The 21,974-nt window shown below is 41.8% G+C and carries 15 protein-coding genes; 7 read left to right on the plus strand and 8 right to left on the minus strand.

The annotated features are described in order from the left end of the window. Window positions 1–19 precede the first annotated feature (19 nt). Window positions 20–304, minus strand: a complete 285-nt coding sequence (locus tag DS891_RS02005) for a hypothetical protein (RefSeq protein WP_010605040.1) — start codon at window positions 302–304, stop codon at window positions 20–22. 149 nt (window positions 305–453) lie between these two features. Then, a complete protein-coding gene (locus DS891_RS02010) occupies window positions 454–1,266 on the minus strand; it encodes a hypothetical protein (protein WP_174168714.1) in 813 nt (270 codons plus the stop codon). Window positions 1,267–1,547: 281 nt separating this feature from the next. Between DS891_RS02010 and DS891_RS02015 the strand changes: the two genes are divergently transcribed. Next, window positions 1,548–2,783 carry a DEAD/DEAH box helicase gene (locus tag DS891_RS02015; protein WP_174168715.1) on the plus strand — a complete coding sequence of 412 codons (1,236 nt, stop codon included), beginning with the start codon at window positions 1,548–1,550 and terminating at the stop codon, window positions 2,781–2,783. Window positions 2,784–2,850: 67 nt separating this feature from the next. Here DS891_RS02015 and DS891_RS02020 read toward each other — a convergent pair whose 3' ends face one another. The 3 genes from DS891_RS02020 to DS891_RS02030 all read right to left on the minus strand — a co-directional run bounded on the left by DS891_RS02020 (window position 2,851) and on the right by DS891_RS02030 (window position 6,883). Next, the gene (locus DS891_RS02020; RefSeq protein WP_010605037.1) at window positions 2,851–3,231 is read right to left on the minus strand and encodes a diacylglycerol kinase; all 381 of its coding nucleotides are present in this window, start codon (window positions 3,229–3,231) and stop codon (window positions 2,851–2,853) included. Further along, window positions 3,221–4,864 (minus strand): phosphoethanolamine transferase, encoded by a 1,644-nt coding sequence (locus DS891_RS02025; RefSeq protein WP_174168716.1) that lies wholly within the window; start codon window positions 4,862–4,864, stop codon window positions 3,221–3,223. Before DS891_RS02025 ends, DS891_RS02020 begins: the two co-directional genes overlap by 11 nt. A 75-nt stretch (window positions 4,865–4,939) precedes the next feature. Then, window positions 4,940–6,883: an LTA synthase family protein gene (locus DS891_RS02030; RefSeq protein WP_254605648.1), complete on the minus strand. Its 1,944-nt coding sequence runs from the start codon at window positions 6,881–6,883 to the stop codon at window positions 4,940–4,942. 162 nt (window positions 6,884–7,045) lie between these two features. Between DS891_RS02030 and DS891_RS02035 the strand changes: the two genes are divergently transcribed. Then, window positions 7,046–7,723, plus strand: coding sequence for a response regulator transcription factor (locus DS891_RS02035; RefSeq protein WP_174168717.1), 678 nt, complete (start codon window positions 7,046–7,048; stop codon window positions 7,721–7,723). After that, window positions 7,720–9,108, plus strand: a complete 1,389-nt coding sequence (locus DS891_RS02040) for a HAMP domain-containing sensor histidine kinase (protein ID WP_010605033.1) — start codon at window positions 7,720–7,722, stop codon at window positions 9,106–9,108. The genes DS891_RS02035 and DS891_RS02040 overlap by 4 nt, the downstream gene beginning before the upstream one ends. Window positions 9,109–9,116: 8 nt before the next feature. Here the strand turns inward: DS891_RS02040 and DS891_RS02045 are convergent, their stop codons facing one another. Both DS891_RS02045 and DS891_RS02050 read right to left on the minus strand, forming a co-directional pair. Next, window positions 9,117–10,775: a hypothetical protein gene (locus DS891_RS02045; RefSeq protein WP_174168718.1), complete on the minus strand. Its 1,659-nt coding sequence runs from the start codon at window positions 10,773–10,775 to the stop codon at window positions 9,117–9,119. Between the two features lie 143 nt (window positions 10,776–10,918). Then, a complete protein-coding gene (locus DS891_RS02050; protein WP_174168719.1) occupies window positions 10,919–12,214 on the minus strand; it encodes an anti-phage deoxyguanosine triphosphatase in 1,296 nt (431 codons plus the stop codon). 255 nt (window positions 12,215–12,469) lie between these two features. Between DS891_RS02050 and DS891_RS02055 the strand changes: the two genes are divergently transcribed. The 3 genes from DS891_RS02055 to DS891_RS02065 all read left to right on the plus strand — a co-directional run bounded on the left by DS891_RS02055 (window position 12,470) and on the right by DS891_RS02065 (window position 16,914). Next, window positions 12,470–13,291 (plus strand): glucosaminidase domain-containing protein, encoded by an 822-nt coding sequence (locus DS891_RS02055; RefSeq protein WP_174168720.1) that lies wholly within the window; start codon window positions 12,470–12,472, stop codon window positions 13,289–13,291. Beyond that, window positions 13,281–13,931 (plus strand): DUF2987 domain-containing protein, encoded by a 651-nt coding sequence (locus DS891_RS02060; RefSeq protein WP_010605029.1) that lies wholly within the window; start codon window positions 13,281–13,283, stop codon window positions 13,929–13,931. Before DS891_RS02055 ends, DS891_RS02060 begins: the two co-directional genes overlap by 11 nt. Before the next feature lie 316 nt (window positions 13,932–14,247). Further along, the gene (locus DS891_RS02065; protein ID WP_174168721.1) at window positions 14,248–16,914 is read left to right on the plus strand and encodes a TonB-dependent siderophore receptor; all 2,667 of its coding nucleotides are present in this window, start codon (window positions 14,248–14,250) and stop codon (window positions 16,912–16,914) included. A gap of 556 nt (window positions 16,915–17,470) precedes the next feature. Here DS891_RS02065 and DS891_RS02070 read toward each other — a convergent pair. Continuing rightward, entirely contained in the window at window positions 17,471–18,805 is a 1,335-nt protein-coding gene (locus DS891_RS02070) for a dicarboxylate/amino acid:cation symporter (protein WP_174168722.1), read from the minus strand. A gap of 171 nt (window positions 18,806–18,976) precedes the next feature. On the opposite strand from DS891_RS02070, the gene DS891_RS02075 reads away from it, so the two are divergent. After that, entirely contained in the window at window positions 18,977–21,970 is a 2,994-nt protein-coding gene (locus tag DS891_RS02075; RefSeq protein WP_174168723.1) for a hypothetical protein, read from the plus strand. Window positions 21,971–21,974 lie beyond the last annotated feature (4 nt).

The raw sequence follows: 21,974 nt of genomic DNA on the forward strand, positions 1-21,974 counted from the left end.
GGGGCGTTAAGCCCCTTTTTTATTGGTTGTTATTTAGTTTTGCATCACGGTATTTGATGTAACAAACTAAAGCTGCCAAGCCCGCAACAGGGACCGTAATCATACTTACCCAACCACCTGTGTATAAAATTGCTAGTGGCATACCAAAATCATAGCCGGCGACAATACAATCTGAGCTAGCACTTTCTGCAACATGGCAGTGAAGAATTTCAGCGATAAGCTCCGCAAGAAGTAAACCAAGCAAAGGTGTAAAGGCTATTAAGCAAAGACCTATCGTTAATAGCTTCAATCTTTGTCGTGACATGAACATTTCCTTATTAGTCATTTCAGGTGATTGTGCCCCCGATAGATTAACCTAGGCTGATAATACCGATTTCACTTAGTCATGCTCAATGCCTATATGGATGTAGTGATCTCGCTTGCAAAACAGCATACCAGCCAAAAATTATTATTTTAACGTAATGATGGTGGTGGAGTTGTACAGTCAGGAGAAAACCAAAAGTCGTCTGAGGCTGAAGTCCATTCGTCACCACATACACCTAGTTGCTCACCTTCAACATCGGCACAGGCATCGTGATTCAAGCAATCTTGGGTATATTGACCATCACCAAACATTGGACAACCCGCACCACATCTAGCTGCACAAAAGCCATGACCACCGACGATATAATTTCTTGTCTTTACAGACGAGTTGGTAATATCCCAAACAGCAGTCTTTGATTTACCCATATACGCACAGAGATCAGTCCAATCTTGTGCACTGATTTTGCTCTCTATTTGCTGATCAATTGCTTCACCTAATGGATAGGTAGATAAAAATTCGAAGAATTTTAAGAGTGCAAGTTTCGACTCCTTATCTAGAGTTGATTGGCTTTTCATAATCAAACCACTATTAAGCTCTACGTCGTGTAGCATATTCTTTATGTCGGCACGAAGTGCTGGGGTATTAATAAGAGGTTTATTATTGATATCAGTACCAGTTATCTTAACTTGTTTTTTAACTTGATTGAGTAACAAAGCATAGTGATTGCCCTGATATGTGATAGATGCGGAAATAGTATCAAGCAAGTCATTGGATACTGAAAACTCGATTGGAGAATGCATGCCTTTCTGATCAAACGACTCTGTTTTAACGCTATGTTGAGCCTGGATAACTCCTTTAATCCCGTTTTCAGTGAGATAAATTGTAGTATTATCATTCATAGCAAAGGTAAAACTAGAGAACAAAAATGCTGCCATAATGACAGTTGAAAACAGATATTTCATATTAAATCCTTTTTTAAATTAATAATCGTAATATTTAAGCAGGAGAACCTTTAGTTAACCTGATTTACAATTTTGTTTCAATTTGGATGTTTGTCAAGTCTGAGCTATAAATAGTTTTGTTCTTTTTTATCTAATAATGAGTTGTTTGCTTTAATTAGATTCTTAAAATAGTATCAGTTAATTACCTTTACTTATTTAGCTTAATAAAACTATCTCCCAGTTTTTTCCTTACAATCCTTTGCTATAATCTGCACAATTTTGGTAATAGACACTGATCTCCAATGACATTTAGCGAGTTACAACTTCACCCTGAACTACTAAGCGCAATTACTGAGCTTGGGTTTGAGTCACCCACACCAATTCAAGAAAAGAGTATTCCACTTCTGCTCAGTGGTTGTGATTTAATTGCAAGTGCCCAAACTGGAACCGGTAAGACTGCCGCCTTCATGCTGCCGATTTTGCACTCCATGCTGATAGGCGCCACGCAAGGTGAGAAATCGGTTAAGGCATTGATATTAACGCCGACTCGTGAGCTGGCACAGCAGGTTGCAGAGCACACTGAAAAGTTAGTGGTGAACACCAGTTTAAATGTCGTGTGCTTATATGGCGGTGCAAATATTGGCCCGCAAGAAAAGCGCTTAAGAGCGGGTGTAGACGTAGTAGTTGCGACACCTGGGCGTTTACTTGACCACCTAATCAAAGGCACATTAACACTCAAAAATATTCAACACTTGGTCTTCGATGAAGCAGATCGCATGTTAGATATGGGGTTTATGGGGGAAATTAAGCGGATCATGCGCACTATGCCGCTTAAGCGTCAAACATTGCTATTTTCAGCTACGGTTGACGATGCTGTGTTATCCCAAGTAAAGCCTTGGTTGAACGACCCTAAGCGAGTAGGAGTTGAATCCCAGAACAGCACCGCAAGCACAGTTACGCAAACTTTCTATTCGGTAGACGAAGATCGCAAACGTGAATTGATCGCCCACTTGATTGGCAAAAATAATTGGCATCAGGTACTGGTGTTTACTCGCACAAAAAATAGTGCTGATAGCTACGCAAAAGAATTGAATAAGGATGGCCTTAAAACCGCAGCGATCCACGGTGATAAGTCTCAAGGCGCGCGTGACAAAGCGCTATCTCAATTCAAATCAGGTGAAATTCGCGTCTTGGTCGCAACGGATGTAGCAGCTCGTGGCATTGACATTGACTCGCTAAACTATGTCTTCAATGCTGAGTTACCCTATGTTGCTGAAGACTATGTGCACCGTATCGGCCGTAGTGGTCGTGCTGGACAAAACGGCCAAGCCATTTCGCTTGTGAGTATTGATGAACAGTGGCTACTAGAAGAAATAGAAATTTTCTTAGATGAGCGATTTGCGCCGCAATGGCTGCCAGGCTATGAACCTGATTTAACCAAAGAGCCTAAAGACACTCGCCGTAATTCTGGTAAATCTAAGAAGCAAAGAGACAAAAAGCGTATTCTAGGAACAAGAACCAAGCGTAAAAGGAAGTAATGGCTTAGCGCTAAAGCTTATGTTTGGCTTCTCTCATCCAAACATAAGCATCATTGGCCATTAATTGCTAGTAGAGGTTTTGATATAAACAGCTGCCCCAGATGCAGATAAAAACGATAAGTGCGATCAATACGCCTGCAGAGCCCAAGTCCTTGGCAAGCCCCGACAGTGGATGGATTTCTAAACCGACTCTATCAATTGTTGCTTCAATAGCGGTATTCACTATCTCAGCAAACATCACAAACAGCGTTGCACAAAACAACATAACGCGCTCATAGAGTGAAAGTTCAAGTGTAAACAGCAAAATGATAGTAACCAGCAGTAGAATAAGCTCTTGCCGAAAGGCGGATTCATTTTTTGTGAGCCAATTAAACGCTCTAAATGAGTGTCCAAGCGCCAGCAATAGTCGTTTTGCTCCAGTTGGCTTATTGGTGTTATCAAAATGCATTAGTTTCTCCATTAGTTGCGAGTAATTGAGTTCGACAGGTTGCGAATATGTCATTTTTGGACTGATAGGTTTTCGAATTAACTTGGGTTAAGCCAATTAACGTATCGTAGATATTGTCATGAGAAAGGGGTTGCTGTTTTACAGCGTCAATGCAACCACTGTAGCTTTTATTTGTTAGGCGATTACTCCAATAAATCATCGGGATCTGGGTTTGCTCTTTAGGTGCTAGACGATATGGAAAGCCATGTAAATATAATCCGGTTTCACCAAGTGATTCGCCATGATCGGAAACATAGAGCATGTTGACTGTTTCTGCGTCTAACGAAGACAGTTGTGTAATGATTTTGTGCAACACTAAATCTGTGTAAGCGATGGTATTGTCATAGGTGTTCACTAATTCTTGAGGCGTACAATTTTGGATATCGCTACGCTGGCAATCTGGGAGGAATTTTTGCTGCGTTTTAGGGTAGCGGCGGTAATAAGTTGGGCCATGCGAGCCAATCATATGTAAGACAACAACAATATTGCTTGTTTGCGCGTTGTTTATGGTAGTCATAAGTGATGGGATTAGTACCTCATCAAAGCAATACTTACCGTCGCACAGCGGGTTATCCTTGTTAGTATCAATCCGATAATTCTCAACCCGATTACATACACCTTTACAACTACTATTATTGTCTATCCAAAACACTTCGGCGCCAGCCCTGTGGATCACATCAAGCACGTTATCTTGGCTCTGAGCAAGACGGCTATTGTAATGTGCTCTATCTAGCCGTGAAAACATACAGGGTACTGAAATTGCTGTCGCTGTGCCACAAGATGATATGTTACTGAAATATTTGATGCCGTCCTGTTTAGTGTATTCGTTAGTATCTATTTTATAGCCTCCATGTGAAAAGTTGCTTGCACGTGCAGTTTCACCAACAACGACAACGGTAATATTAGCACCTGACTTGGAAGCTAAAGCAGGTGTTTTATCTAGTAATCGAAATGGTAATGGAGGATAAAAATAGTTATCTCTCAGGTATTTATATCCTGCAATATAAAATGAAAATGGCGTGATATAGCTTGCGACTTCTTTATTGTTTCTACCAACGGAGGCATAGTTTTGATAAAAGCTAAAGGCTATCAAAGAGATGAAGGTAATTGAAACAAAATTAATGAGTATAAAGGATTTTAGCCTTTGCTTTAGTGGCTGTTTTATTTTGTTTTTTGTCATTAAATAAGCAGGGGTTAAACCCAGGGTTAGTACGAAAATAACTAGGTTTATATTTAAATATGAAAATGCTTCCCCCGTGTCTGTTTCAATAACGTTTTGCATCATGCTTTTATCAAATATGACGCCGTAGTTTATTGATGCGTATAGCAACACACTGGATAGCACAATGGTGATAAATAAAAAAGGCCGTACAAAGGTGATTAAAGAAAACCAACTAAATAGTAACAGTGTCAGGAAAAACAAAAGAATAGGGACAGACGCTAAAAATAGCCAATCGGACCACTCCTGTATTGTAGAAACATTAAAGACTTTGATAATAAATAGGCTATTAAAAGCAATGGTACAATAAAGTGTGGCGAGAACCATCAGGCTGGTATAGCCTGATGGGGAGATATGTTTTAAAAATTTAAACATATCCAACTCCTGACGAGAAAATAAAAACTAAGTTATCTTTATTTTCTATAGAAATACTTAAGAGAACCTTATGCTTTACTCTTTTAATCGATAAATTTGCTCCTGATAGGCCAAATTACTAAATAATACATGAGATAGTGCTTTTTCTTTAAAATCAATGGTGTGCACTGTATTCAGCAATGGTTTTTGCATCTTAGTCGCCGTGTCATATTGCCAATAACTCACTTTGTTGCCTGGCATCAAAATGGCGGCTTTGTCATCTTCAATGTAGGCAAAATTATCGTAATATTGCATCATCGCTCTTTGCACTGGATATTGTTTGGTTAAGTCAAAACCAAGCATAGGCGTTGGGCGTTCAACCCCTATTAAAGAAAGCAAAGTGACAGGTAAATCAATTTGACTGACCAATCTTTTATCTTGTTTCTGATTAAAGTCTGAATTCAAAATAACGGCTGGAATATGAAAAGACTTAATAGGGACGGGCTCGGATCCATACACCCTGACATCATGATCTGCAACGACTAAAAAGATAGTATCTTGCCAATAACGACTTTGCTTGGCCTTATCAATAAACTTTCCGAGTGCATAGTCGGCGTACTTGATAGCGAGATCTCGCGCAGGTTTATCACTTTTATGATTTGTTGGTAACATTACTTTTCCGTCAGGAATTTCAAACGGGTCGTGATTGCTAGATGTAAAGATCAAACTAAAAAATGGCTTTTCTTCTTCACTCAGCTGAGTTAGTTCTTTATCCGCTTGATTAAACAGATCTTCGTCGCTGGCGCCCCAAGACGCAACAAATTCTGGGTTTTCAATATCATCAAAGTCAACGATACGTTGAAAGCCATTTCCTAAGAAGAAGCTTTTCATGTTATCGAAGTGGCTTTCGCCACCGTAAATAAACTGTGTGGTATAGTTTTCTTTGGCTAAAATATCCGCCAACGTACAAAACTGTTGCTGAGACTTTGAAAGCTTAACGACGGAGCGTGATGGTGAGGGTATAAAGCCGGTGATCACGGCTTCAATTCCGCGAACCGAACGGGTGCCCGTTGCGTAGAGGTTCTCCAGCCCCCAGCCTTCTTGATACAGTTTATCTAACTCTGGGGTTAGGTTTGCTCCCCCTAGCGAGCTTACAAAACGTGCGCCTAAGCTTTCCTCTAAGATAATCACTAAGTTTTTCTTTTTGCCCTGATGATATGCCGGATTAGTGGCTAGGGTAGGAAGTGTATTTGAGATAAAACCTTGTTTGTAACTTGCTTTTCTTACTGTATCAAAAACCTTTTCTTTGGATAGCGAACCATAAAGCGCACTGGCACTTCTTTCGCTGCCCATATTTTTTGCTGCGAACGCAACACTATAAGCTGAGTTGATGGTCAGCGAATTAACCAATGCATCTTGTGAGAAATAGACGGTAGCAGGGTTAAGTGGTCTATGACCCAGAGTGCCTCTTGCTAATAGCGCTAAACAGATAAGACTACAAAAAGTAGAGATAGCCATATTCCGCTTTGATGGCGCATCGTTGCTAATGCGAGGAAAATATCTCAAGGTGGTTATTAAAGCCAAAGTACATAAAAGTAGGGTCAATATCACTGTGCCCAAGTGACCACTCAACAACATTGAAATGACTTCTTTGGGGTAAATCAGATATTCAATAAATAAACGGTTTGGTCTGATGTCGTATTGCAAAATAAATGCAGGAGTTGCAGCTTCGAGTAGTAGGACAAATACAATACCCAACGCAATATACCCCGTTACTAGCGCAGTAAGTAAAGGCTTCAGTGGCTTGGGCATAAAATAGTGCGTGACCATTAACAATAAGAGTGGTATCGCGAGATATGCGATAGTACTCAAATCAACTCGTAGGCCTGATATCACAAAGGTTAAAGGATCAGAGCCTGCCGTTCTCTCTAACATCCAAGTCGATAGCCCTAAACGGCTAAGCGTCAAAATCATCAACAAGGAAAGGAAAAACACCATGAAAGGTTGTGCATAAGGAGTTGAAAAGTGTACTTTGTTCATAGAATGTTAAGAATAGTTGCATTTATCACAAGACTATCCGACGAAACTTAAGAAAAGCTTAGGAAATCCTTCGGAATTGATGAAAGTTGAAGTTCTCTTTAGCGAATCTTAAGTTTGAGCAACTAAGCTATGTGATATTAAGCACTAGCCAAAGGTTTATTTATGAATGTGTTACTGATTGAAGATTCTGAGTCCTTGCGTCGCAGCTTAACCTTAGGGCTCTCTAAACTGGGTTTTACGGTAGATGATTCGGCGGATGGTTCTAGCGGTTTGAGTATGGCGCTGATGGATCACTATGATGTAATTATTTTAGATATTATGTTGCCCAGTTTGGATGGCATAAGTGTGCTTAAAGCGCTAAGACAGCAGAAGAATGACACTCGAGTGTTGGTGTTGTCAGCAAAGTCACAACCTGAAGACCGAGTGCTGGGTTTATTAAGTGGTGCAGACGACTATCTCGCCAAGCCCTTTTCGTTTGATGAGCTGCATGCACGGCTATTAACGCTAATGAGAAGAGGGGCATTTAAACAAGATGGTGATGAAATCGTGCATGGCTTTTTGACCATTGACTTGCAGCTAAAGTCGGCGTTAATTGCAGGGCAGCAAATAGACTTAACACCCAATGAGTATAAAATTTTGGAATGTTTGTTTACTAATCAAAATAAGATTATTACACCAGAAAAATTAAGCACTTATATTACCGGCAATTTCGATAGCGTGTCGAAAAATGCCATCGAAGCTCACCTTTCTTCGCTACGTAAAAAGGTCAAAGCGCTGGGTCAATGCTTGCCAGTTAAAACTAAACGCGGGTTTGGATATTATGTTGAGCAACTACCATGAAGTCGATCCGAGGGAACTTAGTTAGCACATTATCAATTACCATCACAGGTGTTGTAGTCGCCATTTTACTCGCTACAGATTTGGCTGTGGACTCTTGGATTGACTCACAATTCGACAAAGCGATGCATACAAAAGTTGGCATGCTGATGACGTTAGTCTCTGAAGATGAAGATCATCTTGAACTGCACTTTTCCGGTGAGTTTTTACCTGAATTTACTGGCAATATCGAGCCCGAATATTATCAAATCTGGTTGAACGACCGAGTTTTTGCACGCTCTGACAGCTTAGATCTTTTTTCGCAACACGAGTTACCTTATTTGTCGTTATCACTTGGCGAGAGCAAAGTGGTAAATGAAACCCTGCCAGATGGTCGTGCGGGACGGATCATATATACCCGTTTTATTCCGCAGATCCATACCCTAAAAGGGGAAAAAAAATCTTTTGACGACGAACTTGTTATTGCCTATGCGGCCTCGTCGGAGGGATTGGACTTTATTCTTTGGCTCATTGATATCGTTTTTATCGTGACTATTGTATGTGTTGTGGTGTTTATTCGTGTCTTTGTGCGCAAAACGGTCGATGTTGGTCTCGCGCCGTTGAATAGCATGAACGCTCAGATAGCCAAACTAAATTTCTCTAAAGATTCAGACACCATAATATTAGAAAAGCCTGTCTCTGAGCTATTACCCGTTGAGCAAAGCCTAAACCGTTTTATTGTTGAAAACAGACAATTGTACTTGCGAGAAAAGCGCCTAACCTCAGATATTTCGCATGAATTAAAAACGCCCATTACGGAGCTTATTAATTTGGCGGAAGTTATTTCACGCTTCCCGGAAGACAATGAACTGGCGGATGACTTTGTGCCAGAAGTATTAAGAATAAGTCAGCGGATGAAAAACATCGTCACCAACGTCATGTTGTTACATAAATACGAGCAGATAAAGCTACCTAAAGACGATGTTGTTGATGTATTGCAAGTCATCAACCGTTCGATTGGTGAGATAGCATTTGATAATGTTGAGATTCAGACAACTTGCTCCGAATGTCCAATTCAGACCAACTTAATGGCAGTCGAGAGCATCATTGGTAACTTACTGAAAAATGCCAAGCGCCACCGAGTACTGGGTTCTGAAGCACTTATCGTTGTTGAAAAGGGGGCGACAAATGGGATAAATGTTCGAGTGAGCAATCAGGTTTCCGGCGAGCTCGAAAACGTGAATTTAGCACAATTATTTGAACCACTATGGCAAAGCGACCAATCGAGAAGCGCGAATGATTGCTTTGGCTTGGGCTTGCCTATTGCTAGGGCCTTTGCTGAAGCCATTGACGCGGAACTCACTGTTGCGTTGGAAGCGAGCACCATCACCTTTACATTTACCCTTTGAAGCGCTATTTAAAAGCGAGTTTCCACTGATAAACCAAGTTCCCAGCTGTCAACTTCAGGGTAGTTACTTAATGGTTTAGTAAAGTCTATATGCACTACGTTTTCATTACTTGAACGGGCGGAATATAAACGAACTCCGAGCCCTACACTACCTAGCATTTTATTGCTTATATTAGGATGTTGTATATTCCCGGATGCTTTTCCCAGATCAACAAAGCCAACGAATCCTAAATCAACAAGCTGATAAATATTAATGTTAGGGTACATACGGAGCTCGAATGAAGATTTGACCGTTTGCGTACCTTGTTGATAGCTTTGTGGGAAGCCACGGATCCCTTCTTCTCCACCGAGTGCAAGAGGACGCTCGGCAAATTCCTTGTTTTGCCACGCAGCAATGGCATCAGCATAAAAAGCAAAACTATCGCTCCAGCGATAATTTACCTTTGCAGCGAGAGTAGACCATACTCTATCACCTTGCTGCGTGCCGATTTGGGCATTGGTTGATGCTTTAAATCGGTATAAGACATCATCATTAAATAGCCATGCTTTATTGGCTGAAAACTCCCAAATTGAGCCAACTCCATCCGCTTCGGTATCAATACCTGTTTTGGCCGCAAGTGACCATCCGAGGTTGAAATCTTCACTGTGATTGATTAAGTCTACGTCCTGCAGCACGATATAATTATCTTCGATATATTGAAGACTTATCCAAGGCGCTAACAATTTGAAGTCATAAAGGTTATCCCTTATGGCTAAGTTTGGCTCGTCATAGCTGACATCTTGGTAATCGACACCAGCTATCCACCTAAGTGTGGTGGTGTTGGTTTGCTGCCCTAAACGGCCATAAGCAAACTGCGCAGATGTACCATTATATCGAAACTGACTTTCTGTTTGACCGTTATGATAGATAGAAGTCGTTTGGTCTTGTGCATTAATATAAGCTCTATATAACAAAGAGCTGGAGCGCTGATAGAAAGGTTGATAAATGTCAGTCATAAATATTTGACCGTCATCATAATCATCTGCTTGCACCGTTATCATGGCATGTGGTTGCCATGGCGCAGGCATTTGCAACACGGTATGGTAACCGGAACGTTCATGGTCAGATTTGTATTTTACGGATGCCCTAACGCCATACCCTAACAAGTTTTCCTCTTTAAACCCCAAACTTAACTTATTGTTTCCACTACTTCGGCCAAAGTTTACACTGGGCAGCAAACTCCAGGTGTCCCACGTTTGCACTGATATTTTCTGTGGCTCGGCACTGCTGCATGGTTTGGCATAGTTAATTTTCGCCTCTCTGATGTATTTTTTAGCACGCAAGATCCGCTCAGCCTCTAAAATATCGGCCTCGCTGACTAGGTCACCAGCCTGAAAAGGGAGTTGAGAAGCGATAGTCGCATCTCGGGTTTCTATATGCAGCCAGTTTACGAAGTCATGGAAAGAGGTCGTTTCTGGGTCGTCCGGATTAAAAATAGGGTTTGAGTTTATTTCGATAGACTCAATCTTGATGTTTTTCTCTTGACTTGCTTTATCCGTCTGTCGCGCCATTTTGTTACTATGTTCAGCGTTATTATTGCAAAGGGAGTCGATGCTAAATGGGTCACCAGCAAACGCAGGAGTGATTGAAGTGACTAACACGAATACCGCAACGGTTTTGGCTGGCATATATGCTCCAACTGAAAAATATCAAGCTACGTTGAAAACATATATGCCAATACTTAAGAAAGGCTTAAGAAAAATTAAAGAATGAGTTAATCGCCAATGTATGCGAATTTTTCATGATTAATTTTTACCTCTTCGAGCAGAGTTTACAGTTCCCCGGTAAATAAGCGTCGATGCGTTTTTCGTGCATACTCATCAGACATGCCACCAAGATAGTCCGCTAACACGCGCATTTGCTGCGTTTCATCGGTTGCTTGCTGGTACAATGTTTGGGTTGTATACGGCAACAATCGCATCGGGTCACTGGCAAAAACTTCAAATAAATCAATAAGCAGGTTTTGACCACTAAACTCAATTTGCTGCATTTTAGGTTCACGAATTAATCTTTGATATACGAACACTTTTAATACTTGCAGGATTTCCTGAAATTCGGGTGCCATCTCAACGGTAAAATGAAGTAGGGCGGAGTCAAAATCTGAGTCTTGAACGCTGAGTTTACAATGCACAATAAACAGGTTGACGAGTTCACCTATGGTATCTTTTCGATTAGATTCATCTTCTGAAAATAAACTCTCGCTTACGCGCGGTAAGTTTTGCTTTAACCAAGGTGAGTCTAACTTTTGCAATTCAGGCAGAGCAAAATCATGCCATGCTGCCTCGTTAAGGGTCTCGGTAGCTATCGCATCTTCTAAATCATGAACTGCATAGGCGATATCATCGGCATATTCCATAATGGCGCAATCTAACGATTTAAACTTTGTCTTGCGACGGAAGGTGTCTTTTACCTCGGTTTCTTGCAGCTTTATTTGGTCGTTTTGAGAAAATGGCGAGAGGATCCAATCAAATACCGATTGGTCGCATTGATAAATGCCTTTTGCAGGCAGCCAATCACTGGACAATATGTATTTTCGACTTTGTGTTTGCGTTGGTTGGTGATACCAAAGTGTGTCGATTAATGCAGGATATTTAATAAAACCTAGTAAGGTACGGCGTGTTAAATTCATGCCATAACCTTTAGTGTACGGTTCCAATTTGGTGACAATGCGCAAGGTTTGGGCGTTTCCTTCAAACCCTCCGTGATCACGCATAAGGTAATTAAGCGCGATTTCTCCGCCATGGCCAAAAGGCGGGTGACCGATATCATGCGCTAGGCACAAAGTTTCAATAAGACTTGTCGAAGGAAAGTGTTCAAATTCAGGGTGTTGTTTTCTTAAATGGCGTAGTAGACCGCTGCCTATTTGCGATACTTCCAAAGAGTGTGTTAGGCGAGTCCGATAAAAGTCGTTGACGCCGATTGCCATAATTTGGGTTTTGGCTTGCAAGCGCCTAAAAGCCGCGGCATGTATGATCCTAGAACGATCTATTTGCCATGCTGAGCGATTGTCGTTAGGGCGGTTTTTTTGCTGCGATAGCAGACGCTGCTGCCAAGCGTTAGACGTCATACTTCTGTTCCTTTTTCTTTATACCTTAAATTCGTCTAAACTATGTACGATAACTGAACGAAAATTCGCGTTTAATTGCGGCTTTTGATATTATCAGCCGCTATTTTTGAATACTGTTATTTTGGCGCAATTTATCAACGCTCTATCAAACTATAGTAACAGAATAAAACTGTTATTGAGCGGGCTTGAGAAAAGTTCTTAGAGACTTAGGGAAAGAGACTCCGTTTCCAGAACAACGCCACTGCGAGGAGAAGTATGCAAGCTAAACTGATTAAACTCATTGTTGCCCTAGTGACCATTTGGGCGTTAATTTATCCTTTTATCCAAGATGAAAGTTCTCAAGATTCTACTTTAGATCAAGAGGGTACGGGTGCAGAGGTTGTACCTAAGGTGCCCGAAAAGCCACTCCATAGCGTAAAACTACCTAATTTTGCAGCCATTCGTGATATCAAGGAGAAGAAAACGGCATTTTTCGACTTTATTAAACCGCACGTAGAAGCCGAAAATAAACAGATCTTAGAGCAGCGGGCAACACTTGAAATCGCCCTAATGATGCTGCAATTTGATGAAACCCTGACACGCAAACAAATAGAAAAGGTTGCATTGATTTTCACAAAGTATGATTTAAAAGGTGAAGCCATCAATGAATCTTCGCTTAAACGTGCATTACGCCGCGTGGATATTATTCCTAAAGAGCTGGCGTTGATGCAGGCCGCTAATGAATCTGCTTGGGGTACGTCACGATTTGCGCGAATTGGGTTAAACTTTTTTGGTCAATGGTGTTACACCAAAGGCTGCGGTATGGTGCCGAAACGGCGAGAAGATGCGGCCGATCACGAAGTTAGGGCCTTTCAGTCGGTAAGAGGCGCGGTCAAATCGTACTTTAGGAATATCAATACTAATGATGCATACAAAGACTTGCGCGCGGTACGAGCAGAGCTGCGAGCTCAAAAAGCACCGATTGACGCTACAGTATTAACAAGTGGCCTTTTGAGTTATTCAGAGCGTGGTGAAGACTACGTAAATGAACTTAACGATATGATAAGGCATAACCGAGCGTATTTTGATGAAGAATAAGATTGTACTTGTCCTGATAATGACACTTTGGAGTGCGATAGCGTCCGCTAAAACGGTCACCTTTGCATACGACAGCTTTTACGACAGACTGAAAGTGGTAAATAAAGGCGAGTTTGAGTTTGCACGTGTGGGATTTTACCTTGTCGATACACTTAGCATGCAGGCGTGTAAAATCACGGCGGGTAATATTGTGACCGAGGAAGCGAGCTTTCCATTGTCGTACACCGATGAAGCGCAATTATTGCTACCATTTGACAAAGAATTGGACAAAGACAAAGCTAAAGTGGTAATTGAAACGAAGGGCGAAAGCTCGGACTGCCAGCTAAAAATGCAGATTGAGGCCGAGTTATTTAATACGAGATCTCTAAGCAAGTCTGACCTTTATAAAATGCAACAGGAGTTTGAAGAGTTGCTGGCTGATCTATCAGGTTTCTTTATTAAAAACTTGTTGTCATTTTTGCTGCCTGAGCAACAGGGAGTCATCGTGACCTTTGGCAGAAGTCAAAACGTCACAGATGCTACAGTGAAGTGTGAGTCGCAAGTCTGTCGAATCAGTGTCCCGAAGGCGTGGTCAAACGACAATACTCACTTTGCCGACTCTGCAAATGTGAAGTCAGTGCAACCTTGGTTGGCATTATAGTTAAGTAGTTACAACATGATCATTGACGTCTTTAAACTTTAGGCTAAGAAACCGCTCTTATTCAGTAAAGATTTTAGGCGTCTTATCAACTTTTTGAAGCTGTTTGTAAAACGCTTCTCCTCCCTCTAATCCCAATTTAAACAATAATTCATACTGATAAATAACGATATTCTTTCGTCGCGAATTTCTGCTATTAGACCCCCAAAATGGAAACTTAATGTTAAATAAATGCATTGTTAAAGTTGCTTTGGTATGCTAATAATGGCTGGATTATTAAAAAAACTACAGTGTAATTATTAACTTAAGGGGAAACAGGATGACCTATAAATTACCACTCAGTGCGCTCTCAATTGCCGTATTAATCGGCATGAATCAACAAGTTAAGGCGGAAGAGACGACGCAAGTTGAACGTATTGAAGTGACAGGCTCTCACATTAAAAGAACAGACTTAGAAGGTCCGTCACCAATTCAAAGCTTGTCAGCTGCTGACCTAGCTTCAACGGGATCTACCGACCTTATTGGGGCGTTACAAAAGCTGCCTGTGTCGGGTACTGGTACTTTTAGTACACAAGGTAACTCCAGCGATGACACCGCAAATGGCGGTTCAAGTGTTGCATTAAGGGGATTAGGAGCATCATCTACGCTTGTTCTTATTAATGGTCGTCGTGTTGCCGTGAGCCCGTTTGCAAAAGATATAGAAACATCATTTGTGGACTTAAATACCATTCCTGTTTCATCAGTTAAACGTATTGATATTTTAAAAGACGGTGCTTCTGCAACTTATGGTTCTGATGCGGTCGCAGGGGTTATTAATATTATTTTACGTGACGATATAGACGGTTTCGAGGTCGCTGGTAAATTATCCAACACCGCCGATGGTGGGGCTGAAGAACAGAACTTTACTCTTCTTTGGGGATCGTCAACGCAAAATGGCCATCATAATTTCTCACTCGATTATTTCAAACGCGGTCACCTAACTTATGCCGATCGTGACTACACAGCTTCTGCTGATCAACGTTTTCGCGGTGGTAACAACTCATTAAGCTCTGCAGGTATTCCCGGCAGCGTTGAGGTGATGAGAAGCATGCTAACAGACGAACAGTGGGCAGGATTACCAGTCGTTCGTGTTGAAGATGATGGCACTCAGGTAAGGCAGACTATCTTTACGGACGTATGGGGGAATGACAAATGCGACCCTGCTTTAGATATTGGTGATATCTGTCGCTACGATTATGCACCGTACATGACTGCTATTCCGTCGACGGAACGTATTAGCTTTAACTACAATGGCGTACAAGAAATCATCGATGGTATTGAAGGTTTTGCCGAAATCTCGGCGCAGCACTCTTCAACCTTCATTCAAGGTGCAGGTAGCCCGAGCTTTACAGAACTATTTATGGATGGTGATAACCCAAACCACCCATTATTTAACGATCCAGACCACTTCTTACATGGTGTAGATATTTCAATGCGTCGTCGAACGGTTGATATCGGCAACCGTAAAAAAGATGTCGATTCAGAATACTATCGTGCTGTCCTTGGAGCACGTGGTGAGTGGAACGCGTGGTCTTGGGAAGTTGCGTACTCTGCTATTCGTTCAAGTGCAGTTGAAAAAGGCTTTGATGGTTTCCCTAACAAGCTAAGAGCGCAGCAAGCGATTGATGAAGGTTTATGGAACCCATTTGAACCAAGCACTAATACAGAAGCCGGTTTGGCGTTTTTTGAAACTACCACTACGCGTTATGGTGCATCAACCATGCAGTCACTAGATGGTACTATCTCGGGCGAATTATTTGAATTGGAAGCCGGCTACGTTGCCGCAGCGTTTGGTTTTGAACATCGCTACGAGAAAATTGAAGATAACCCGGATAGTCAATACATCAGAGGCGAAATCTTTGGTACAGAAGCAACGCAAGCTAACGGAGATCGCGATAATACTGCGATATTCGCAGAATTTAGCGTACCAGTGCTAGATACACTAGAGCTACAATTAGCTTTGCGTTATGAAGACTATAGCGACTTTGGAACTACAACAGATCCAAAAGTAGCATTCCGTTGGTCACCGCTTGATAGTTTAGTGGTTCGTGGTTCTTGGGGGACAGCATTCAGAGCGCCTTCTCTTGTTCAGCTACATCTTGGTAGAACAGACGAATCACCAAGCGTGATAGACCGTGAACGTTGTCGCCAAACAGGTGCTGATGATGATTGTAGCCCGTATGAATACACTGCGATTGTGTCCGGTAACAAAAACCTACAACCAGAAGAGTCAGAAAACTACAATTTAGGTGTAGTGTGGCAAGCAACTGATGACTTTAGTATCGGTGTAGATTACTGGAATTATGATCAGGAAGATCTCATCAAGAAAATTGGAGCACAGAAGCTAGTTGATTGTTGTGGTACCGATCCTAATCTGGTAGTTCGTGCGCCTAATCAAGGTAGCACACTTGGTCGTATTCTCACCATTAACGACACCTTTGTTAACATTGGTGGTCGTGAAACAGACGGTTTCGATGTTAACTTAGCCTATGCATTAACTACTCGTGAAATGGGTGAGTTTAAGTTCAATTACAACTTAACTTACGCGCTTAACTTTGAAGAACAGTCGTTTGAAAGTGATGAACAAGGTAACACATTCAATGTTGCTGAAGATCTCAATGGAGAGTATCAGCATCCGCAGTTCCGCTGGACAGCGGGTATGGACTGGGCTAAAAACGATTGGCTTGCAAATATCAGCGTAAACTATGTTGATTCTTATAAAGATCTTGCTGACAGTGATGGCAATAAATATGAGATTGATTCATGGACTACTGTAGATACAAGTGTCAGTTATATTGGCGTAGAAAAGCTGACAGTAACACTAGGTGCATCTAACTTGTTCAATGAAGAAGCGCCTCTAGCGCCTTCAGAGTCAATGGGGATTGACAATAAAACGCACAGTATCCTTGGTCGTCAAGCATATGTGAAGTTTGCATACCAATTCTAATACGTTAACGTTTATTAAGATGACAGCCGCGCTTTATAGCGCGGTTTTTTCTTATACCAATTCGCTTAATTAAGTGGTCTATTTTGAGGTGAGGAAATTTTGTCAATAACCCCGCTACCGCGTCCTGCTATCGCCAAGGTACCTACATCCGTGTAGGCAAGGCGAAAATTTTGCTATTTAGTTGTTCTAAATGAGAAATTTTTAACGCCGTTAGCGTCAGATTTGCTCCTTCAAATTGAGCAAGTATTAAGACTAATTGGTATTATCCACAACAGTGTATTTGTTGCACAGGACTTAGCCTGAGCAAATGTCTAGATAAGTGTTCTATCTTTGAGATGAGAGAGGATTACCGATAACTTCACGTCCAAATCCTGCTATAACTAAAGCACTCACATGCATAGGCATGGAGAACCTTCTGCTTAATCTTATTCTGTACCTAGGAAAAGTGACAATGAAGAAAAGGGTATGGATAGCTGATATATCGCAGAGAGGAGTATTGAGTTGACTAGTTGAGGAGAATAACGCAGCTATTTATAGTTAGCTGCGTTATTGATATTTACGCTTTTGCTTTAGAAGTGGTTTCTTCTAGTTCTTTTGCTGCATCAGGGTCGTTGAAAACATCGATATCAAATTCGTTTTCAGATTTGGCCACAGCACAAGTTACCATACAGTCACCTGTTACGTTAACTGCTGTTCTTGTCATATCTAATAGTCTGTCTACACCAATGATAAGCGCGATACCTTCAACAGGCAATCCAACTTGGTTAAGCACCATTGCAAGCATGATCAAGCCAACACCAGGCACGCCTGCCGTACCAACTGAGGCAAGAGTCGCAGTCAAGATAACCATGAGATAGTCATTGATGGTGAGGTCTACGCCAAATACCTGAGCGATGAAGACCGTTGCAACACCTTGCATGATAGCCGTGCCATCCATATTAATGGTTGCACCCAGAGGGATCGTAAAAGAGGCAACTGAGTTATGCGCACCTAGTTTCTTAGTCGCGGTCTCCAGTGTTACGGGCATAGTTGCACTTGAGCTTGACGTACTAAAGGCAAACATGCATGCGTCTTTCATCTTCTTCAGGAAGATAATAGGGCTCAAGCCTGTTAACAGCTTGAATAAAATTGAATAGTTAATGAATGCATGAATTAGCAGAGCTGCCAACACTACCATAAAGTATTTGCCGAGCTCGGCGATTAACCCCATGTCGATCGTTGTAAACAACTTAGCCATTAAACAAAATACGCCATATGGAGCGACATTCATCAATAAAGTGACTAGCTTAAGCACCACTGTATTTAGGTCTTCAAATACAGTTGCTAGGCGAGCACCAGCATCGCCGCTGAGCGCCATAGCGATGCCAAATAGTAGCGCAAAGACGATGATTTGAAGCATGTTACCGTTGGCCATCGCGTCAATTGGATTGGTCGGGAACATGTTGATTATGACTTGCACAAGTGTCGGCGCTTGCTTTGCGTCAAATGACGCGCTGTTTGGAATTTCAACGCCACCACCCGGTGCAATAAGTAGTGCGAGCGTAATCGCTACCGTGATTGCGATTGCTGTTGTAATGAGATACAAACCAATGGACTTACCACCCAAGCGGCCCAATTTTTTTGGGTCACTAAGGCTACATGTGCCACATACAAGGGAAATAAACACTAAAGGAACAACAAGCATTTTTAAGCTTGCAATGAAGATCTGCCCACCGATGTGGAATAAACCGTCAACGAAGAAACCCTTAATGGGGAGGTCAAAGAGACCTAAAGGAATAAGTATTTCTTTATTCTTACCTAGGATGGCTTGAAGGGTGAGGCCTAGTACAACCCCCAACACCATGCCTATCATAATGCGCGCCGTTAGGCCCATTTTTTTATTTTCTGACATTGCCCTAACACTATGTATCTTAAAACTGCTAAAGCTTAACAGGCTTGGCGCAGATGAACAGCATTTCACGACAGAAAATCTACCTAATCTAATAAAAAATTGTGATTTTATCGATAAAATTGGGTTACTATTGAACAATAATAAAATTAACTTAGCTAGGGAGATAGGTGAATGCCCTTGATGCGCTATTTTAGCATACTGATGCTAGCATTCTTACTGACCGCGTGCGGTGGCGGCGGCAGTATTCAAAAAGATACAGATAATGGTGATGGTAGCGATGGTACCTATGCGATTACGCTCGCTGGAGAAGGTGGCGCTAATAGCGTGTCATCCGATACTCCTTTGAAAGTAACCGCTACGTTGACGAAAAATGGTAGTGCGTTAGCAAACAGTCGAGTGGTTTTTGAAAGCGATGATTTTGCAACCATGGAGCCGAGTTCTGGTTCAGTTTTAACTAATGACGCGGGTGAAGCAACAATTACGTTACAAGCGACCAACGTTGTTGGTGCGGGTCGTCTTACCGCTACTTATACAAATGGCAGCAATACAGTCTCACAAACGTTTGATTTTACCTCTCAAGGTGGTGGTGATGACGGTAATGTAACCGCGTCAGCGAAACTTGAGGTTATGTTGTTAAGTAAGTGCCCAGCGGGCTGGGATGATAACCGCGATCAGGCTATGATAGATCCTATAGCTGCTGGATGTAGTCGTGTTAATCGAGTGTCGTCAAACGAGACAGCTGAGATCTTCATTAAAATGACATCCAGCCAGACTGGTGATGGCATTGCAAATGTGCTTATTGGTGCAGAAACAACGCTAGGGACAATCTCTCCAGACACAGCATTGACGGATACTTTTGGTATCGCAATTTTGAATCTTAAACCTGGAAACCAAGGTGGTGCAGGTACTGTCACAGTAAATTCGCCTAATTATGTGGATGTAACTAAGTCAATCAACTTTAGTGTTGGTGTTGCTCAGCTAAATGTCACGGTTGATAATGGTTTAGTTGATAGCAGTGGTGTACAGCAAAAACTTTCAGCTGGTGGCAGTACGGTTATCACCGTGACACTAAGAGATCAGAATGGGGTATTAATCAACAGTGCAGTTGCTGTTGCATTTAGCTCGGCATGTGCCTCGGCAACTCCCGCGTTGGCGGAATTAGATGAAACGGTAAATACCTCCAATGGTATTGCCCGCTCGACATACCGTGCTAAAGGTTGTCAAGGTGAAGATAGGATTTCTGTTACTATCCAAAACGGCAGCTCTCCAATAAATCAAGAAACGATTATTGAAGTGGATAGTGCACTTGCACAAGCGGTACAATTTTTACCTGAGGAAGATGGGTTTAATCAGTTTATTGCTTTACCCCCTGGCGAAGGCGGTTTACCAACCCAATCTGTTGTGAGCTTTAAACTGGTAGATGAAGACAACCTTGCAATTCCACGAGCACGAGTCGACTTTAGATTGTCTGATGAGCAAGGCCTTGCCTCAATTACGCAAATTACGGGAAACACCAATGCAAATGGTATTGTAAGAACAACGGTTAAGTCTGGCATTGTACCTGGCCCGCTTGTTGTTAGTGCATGTTATATCCCAGAAGAATCTTACGTGAATTTACCTGAGGGTGATGCGATTACTTGTTGGACGGATATCGCCAAAGCATGTAATGATGCAGATGCATCAAACGACGACGCTCGCTGTCCTACGGGAGTTATGCACACAATCCCATTAAGTGAGCAAATTTTTAGCGTCTCATCACAGCTTATTTTGAGTTCTGGCGTTACTGATCAAGATACCTTTGACGCGGCTCCAGATATATTTAATTCAAATTCATACAGTTACAGCGGAGTCACAACAAATATCACGTTGTTCTTTGGTGATCAATTCAATCACTTCAATGCCGATGGTGTAGCGGCAACCGTCATCGCAGAAGCTGGAGCTATCGGTAGTTTAGAATCACCTGATACCTATGATTGCAGAACAAATAAGGCAACCTGTTCGGTGGTGTGGCGTAGCCAAGGTGAGCGTCCATTTTCTGACCCTAAATGGGGCAATAGGATCAATGATATTGCGCCAAGAAAAAAAGGTACGGTTGCGAACATTCCTGAAAACTGGAATTGTGATCCTTATTTTAATAGACCAGCACCTTGTATCAATGGATTAAAGCGTCAAAAAAATGCGCCTAGCACAGGAACTGATCCCTATGCTGATGAGCGAGTCGTAATGGGTGGCAGGGTAGGCGTACTTGCATTTGTTAAAGGTCAAGAAAGCTATAGAGACGAAGAGTCCAGTGATGGTGTTCAGCGTAGAAATGGTTTGTTTGATGTTGGTGAATATCGCCAGGAGTTTGATCTCACAGAAGCTATTTTGGATACCAATGAAAACGGACGGTTTGACAAAGAAGATTGTGACGCGTCACCAACTACCGGTCCTTGCACACCGGTGAATACGAAAAATGGTGGCCATGATGATTGGTGGATAGACGCAAATAACAATGGCATCTTTGATTATGACGCTAATGGTGATGGTGTTCCAGGAGATGGTAAATATAACGGCTTACTTTGCTCTGAGGCTGCTTTAGCGCAAAATCAGTGTAACCGTGAGTTGGTTAACGTCTTTAGAAATTTTGAACTAATTATGTCTGACGACACTGCTTATGTACGATTCGCAGTTAGAAAATCGGATGCACAAAGTATGGGACTGGCAGCAAATCAACTTGATCAATGCCAAGACGTTACTCGCGTTGACAATGGAAATACTGTAGTTATCTTAGACCTTGAAGAATCCGATGACGCTCAATATTGTGATGTTCAAACAATCAATTTATCTGCTCCTGAGATAGATGACGATACAATTGACGATCAAATAAGTAACGTTAGAGTTTCTATCTTCGTCACGGATATTAACGGTAATCCCTTACCTGCGAAAACAGAAGTAGAAATAGCAACCACCAATGGTGAACTTGCATCTGGAACTCAAACCGAAGTATTAGGAAATACAGGAACCGATAAACCATTGGTCTATTCTGCATTTCTGACTCGTGAAACCGAGCCTAATAATAAAACTTTGGGTGAGTTGACGATTAAGTTTACTTTTAAAGGATTAGGTGATGACGATGATGGTTTGGTTCAAAGTGTACCATTAACCGTCATTGACGCTGGATAAAATG

The organism is Pseudoalteromonas sp. JC28, assembly GCF_013319255.1.
In the GTDB taxonomy this organism is placed as follows: domain Bacteria; phylum Pseudomonadota; class Gammaproteobacteria; order Enterobacterales; family Alteromonadaceae; genus Pseudoalteromonas.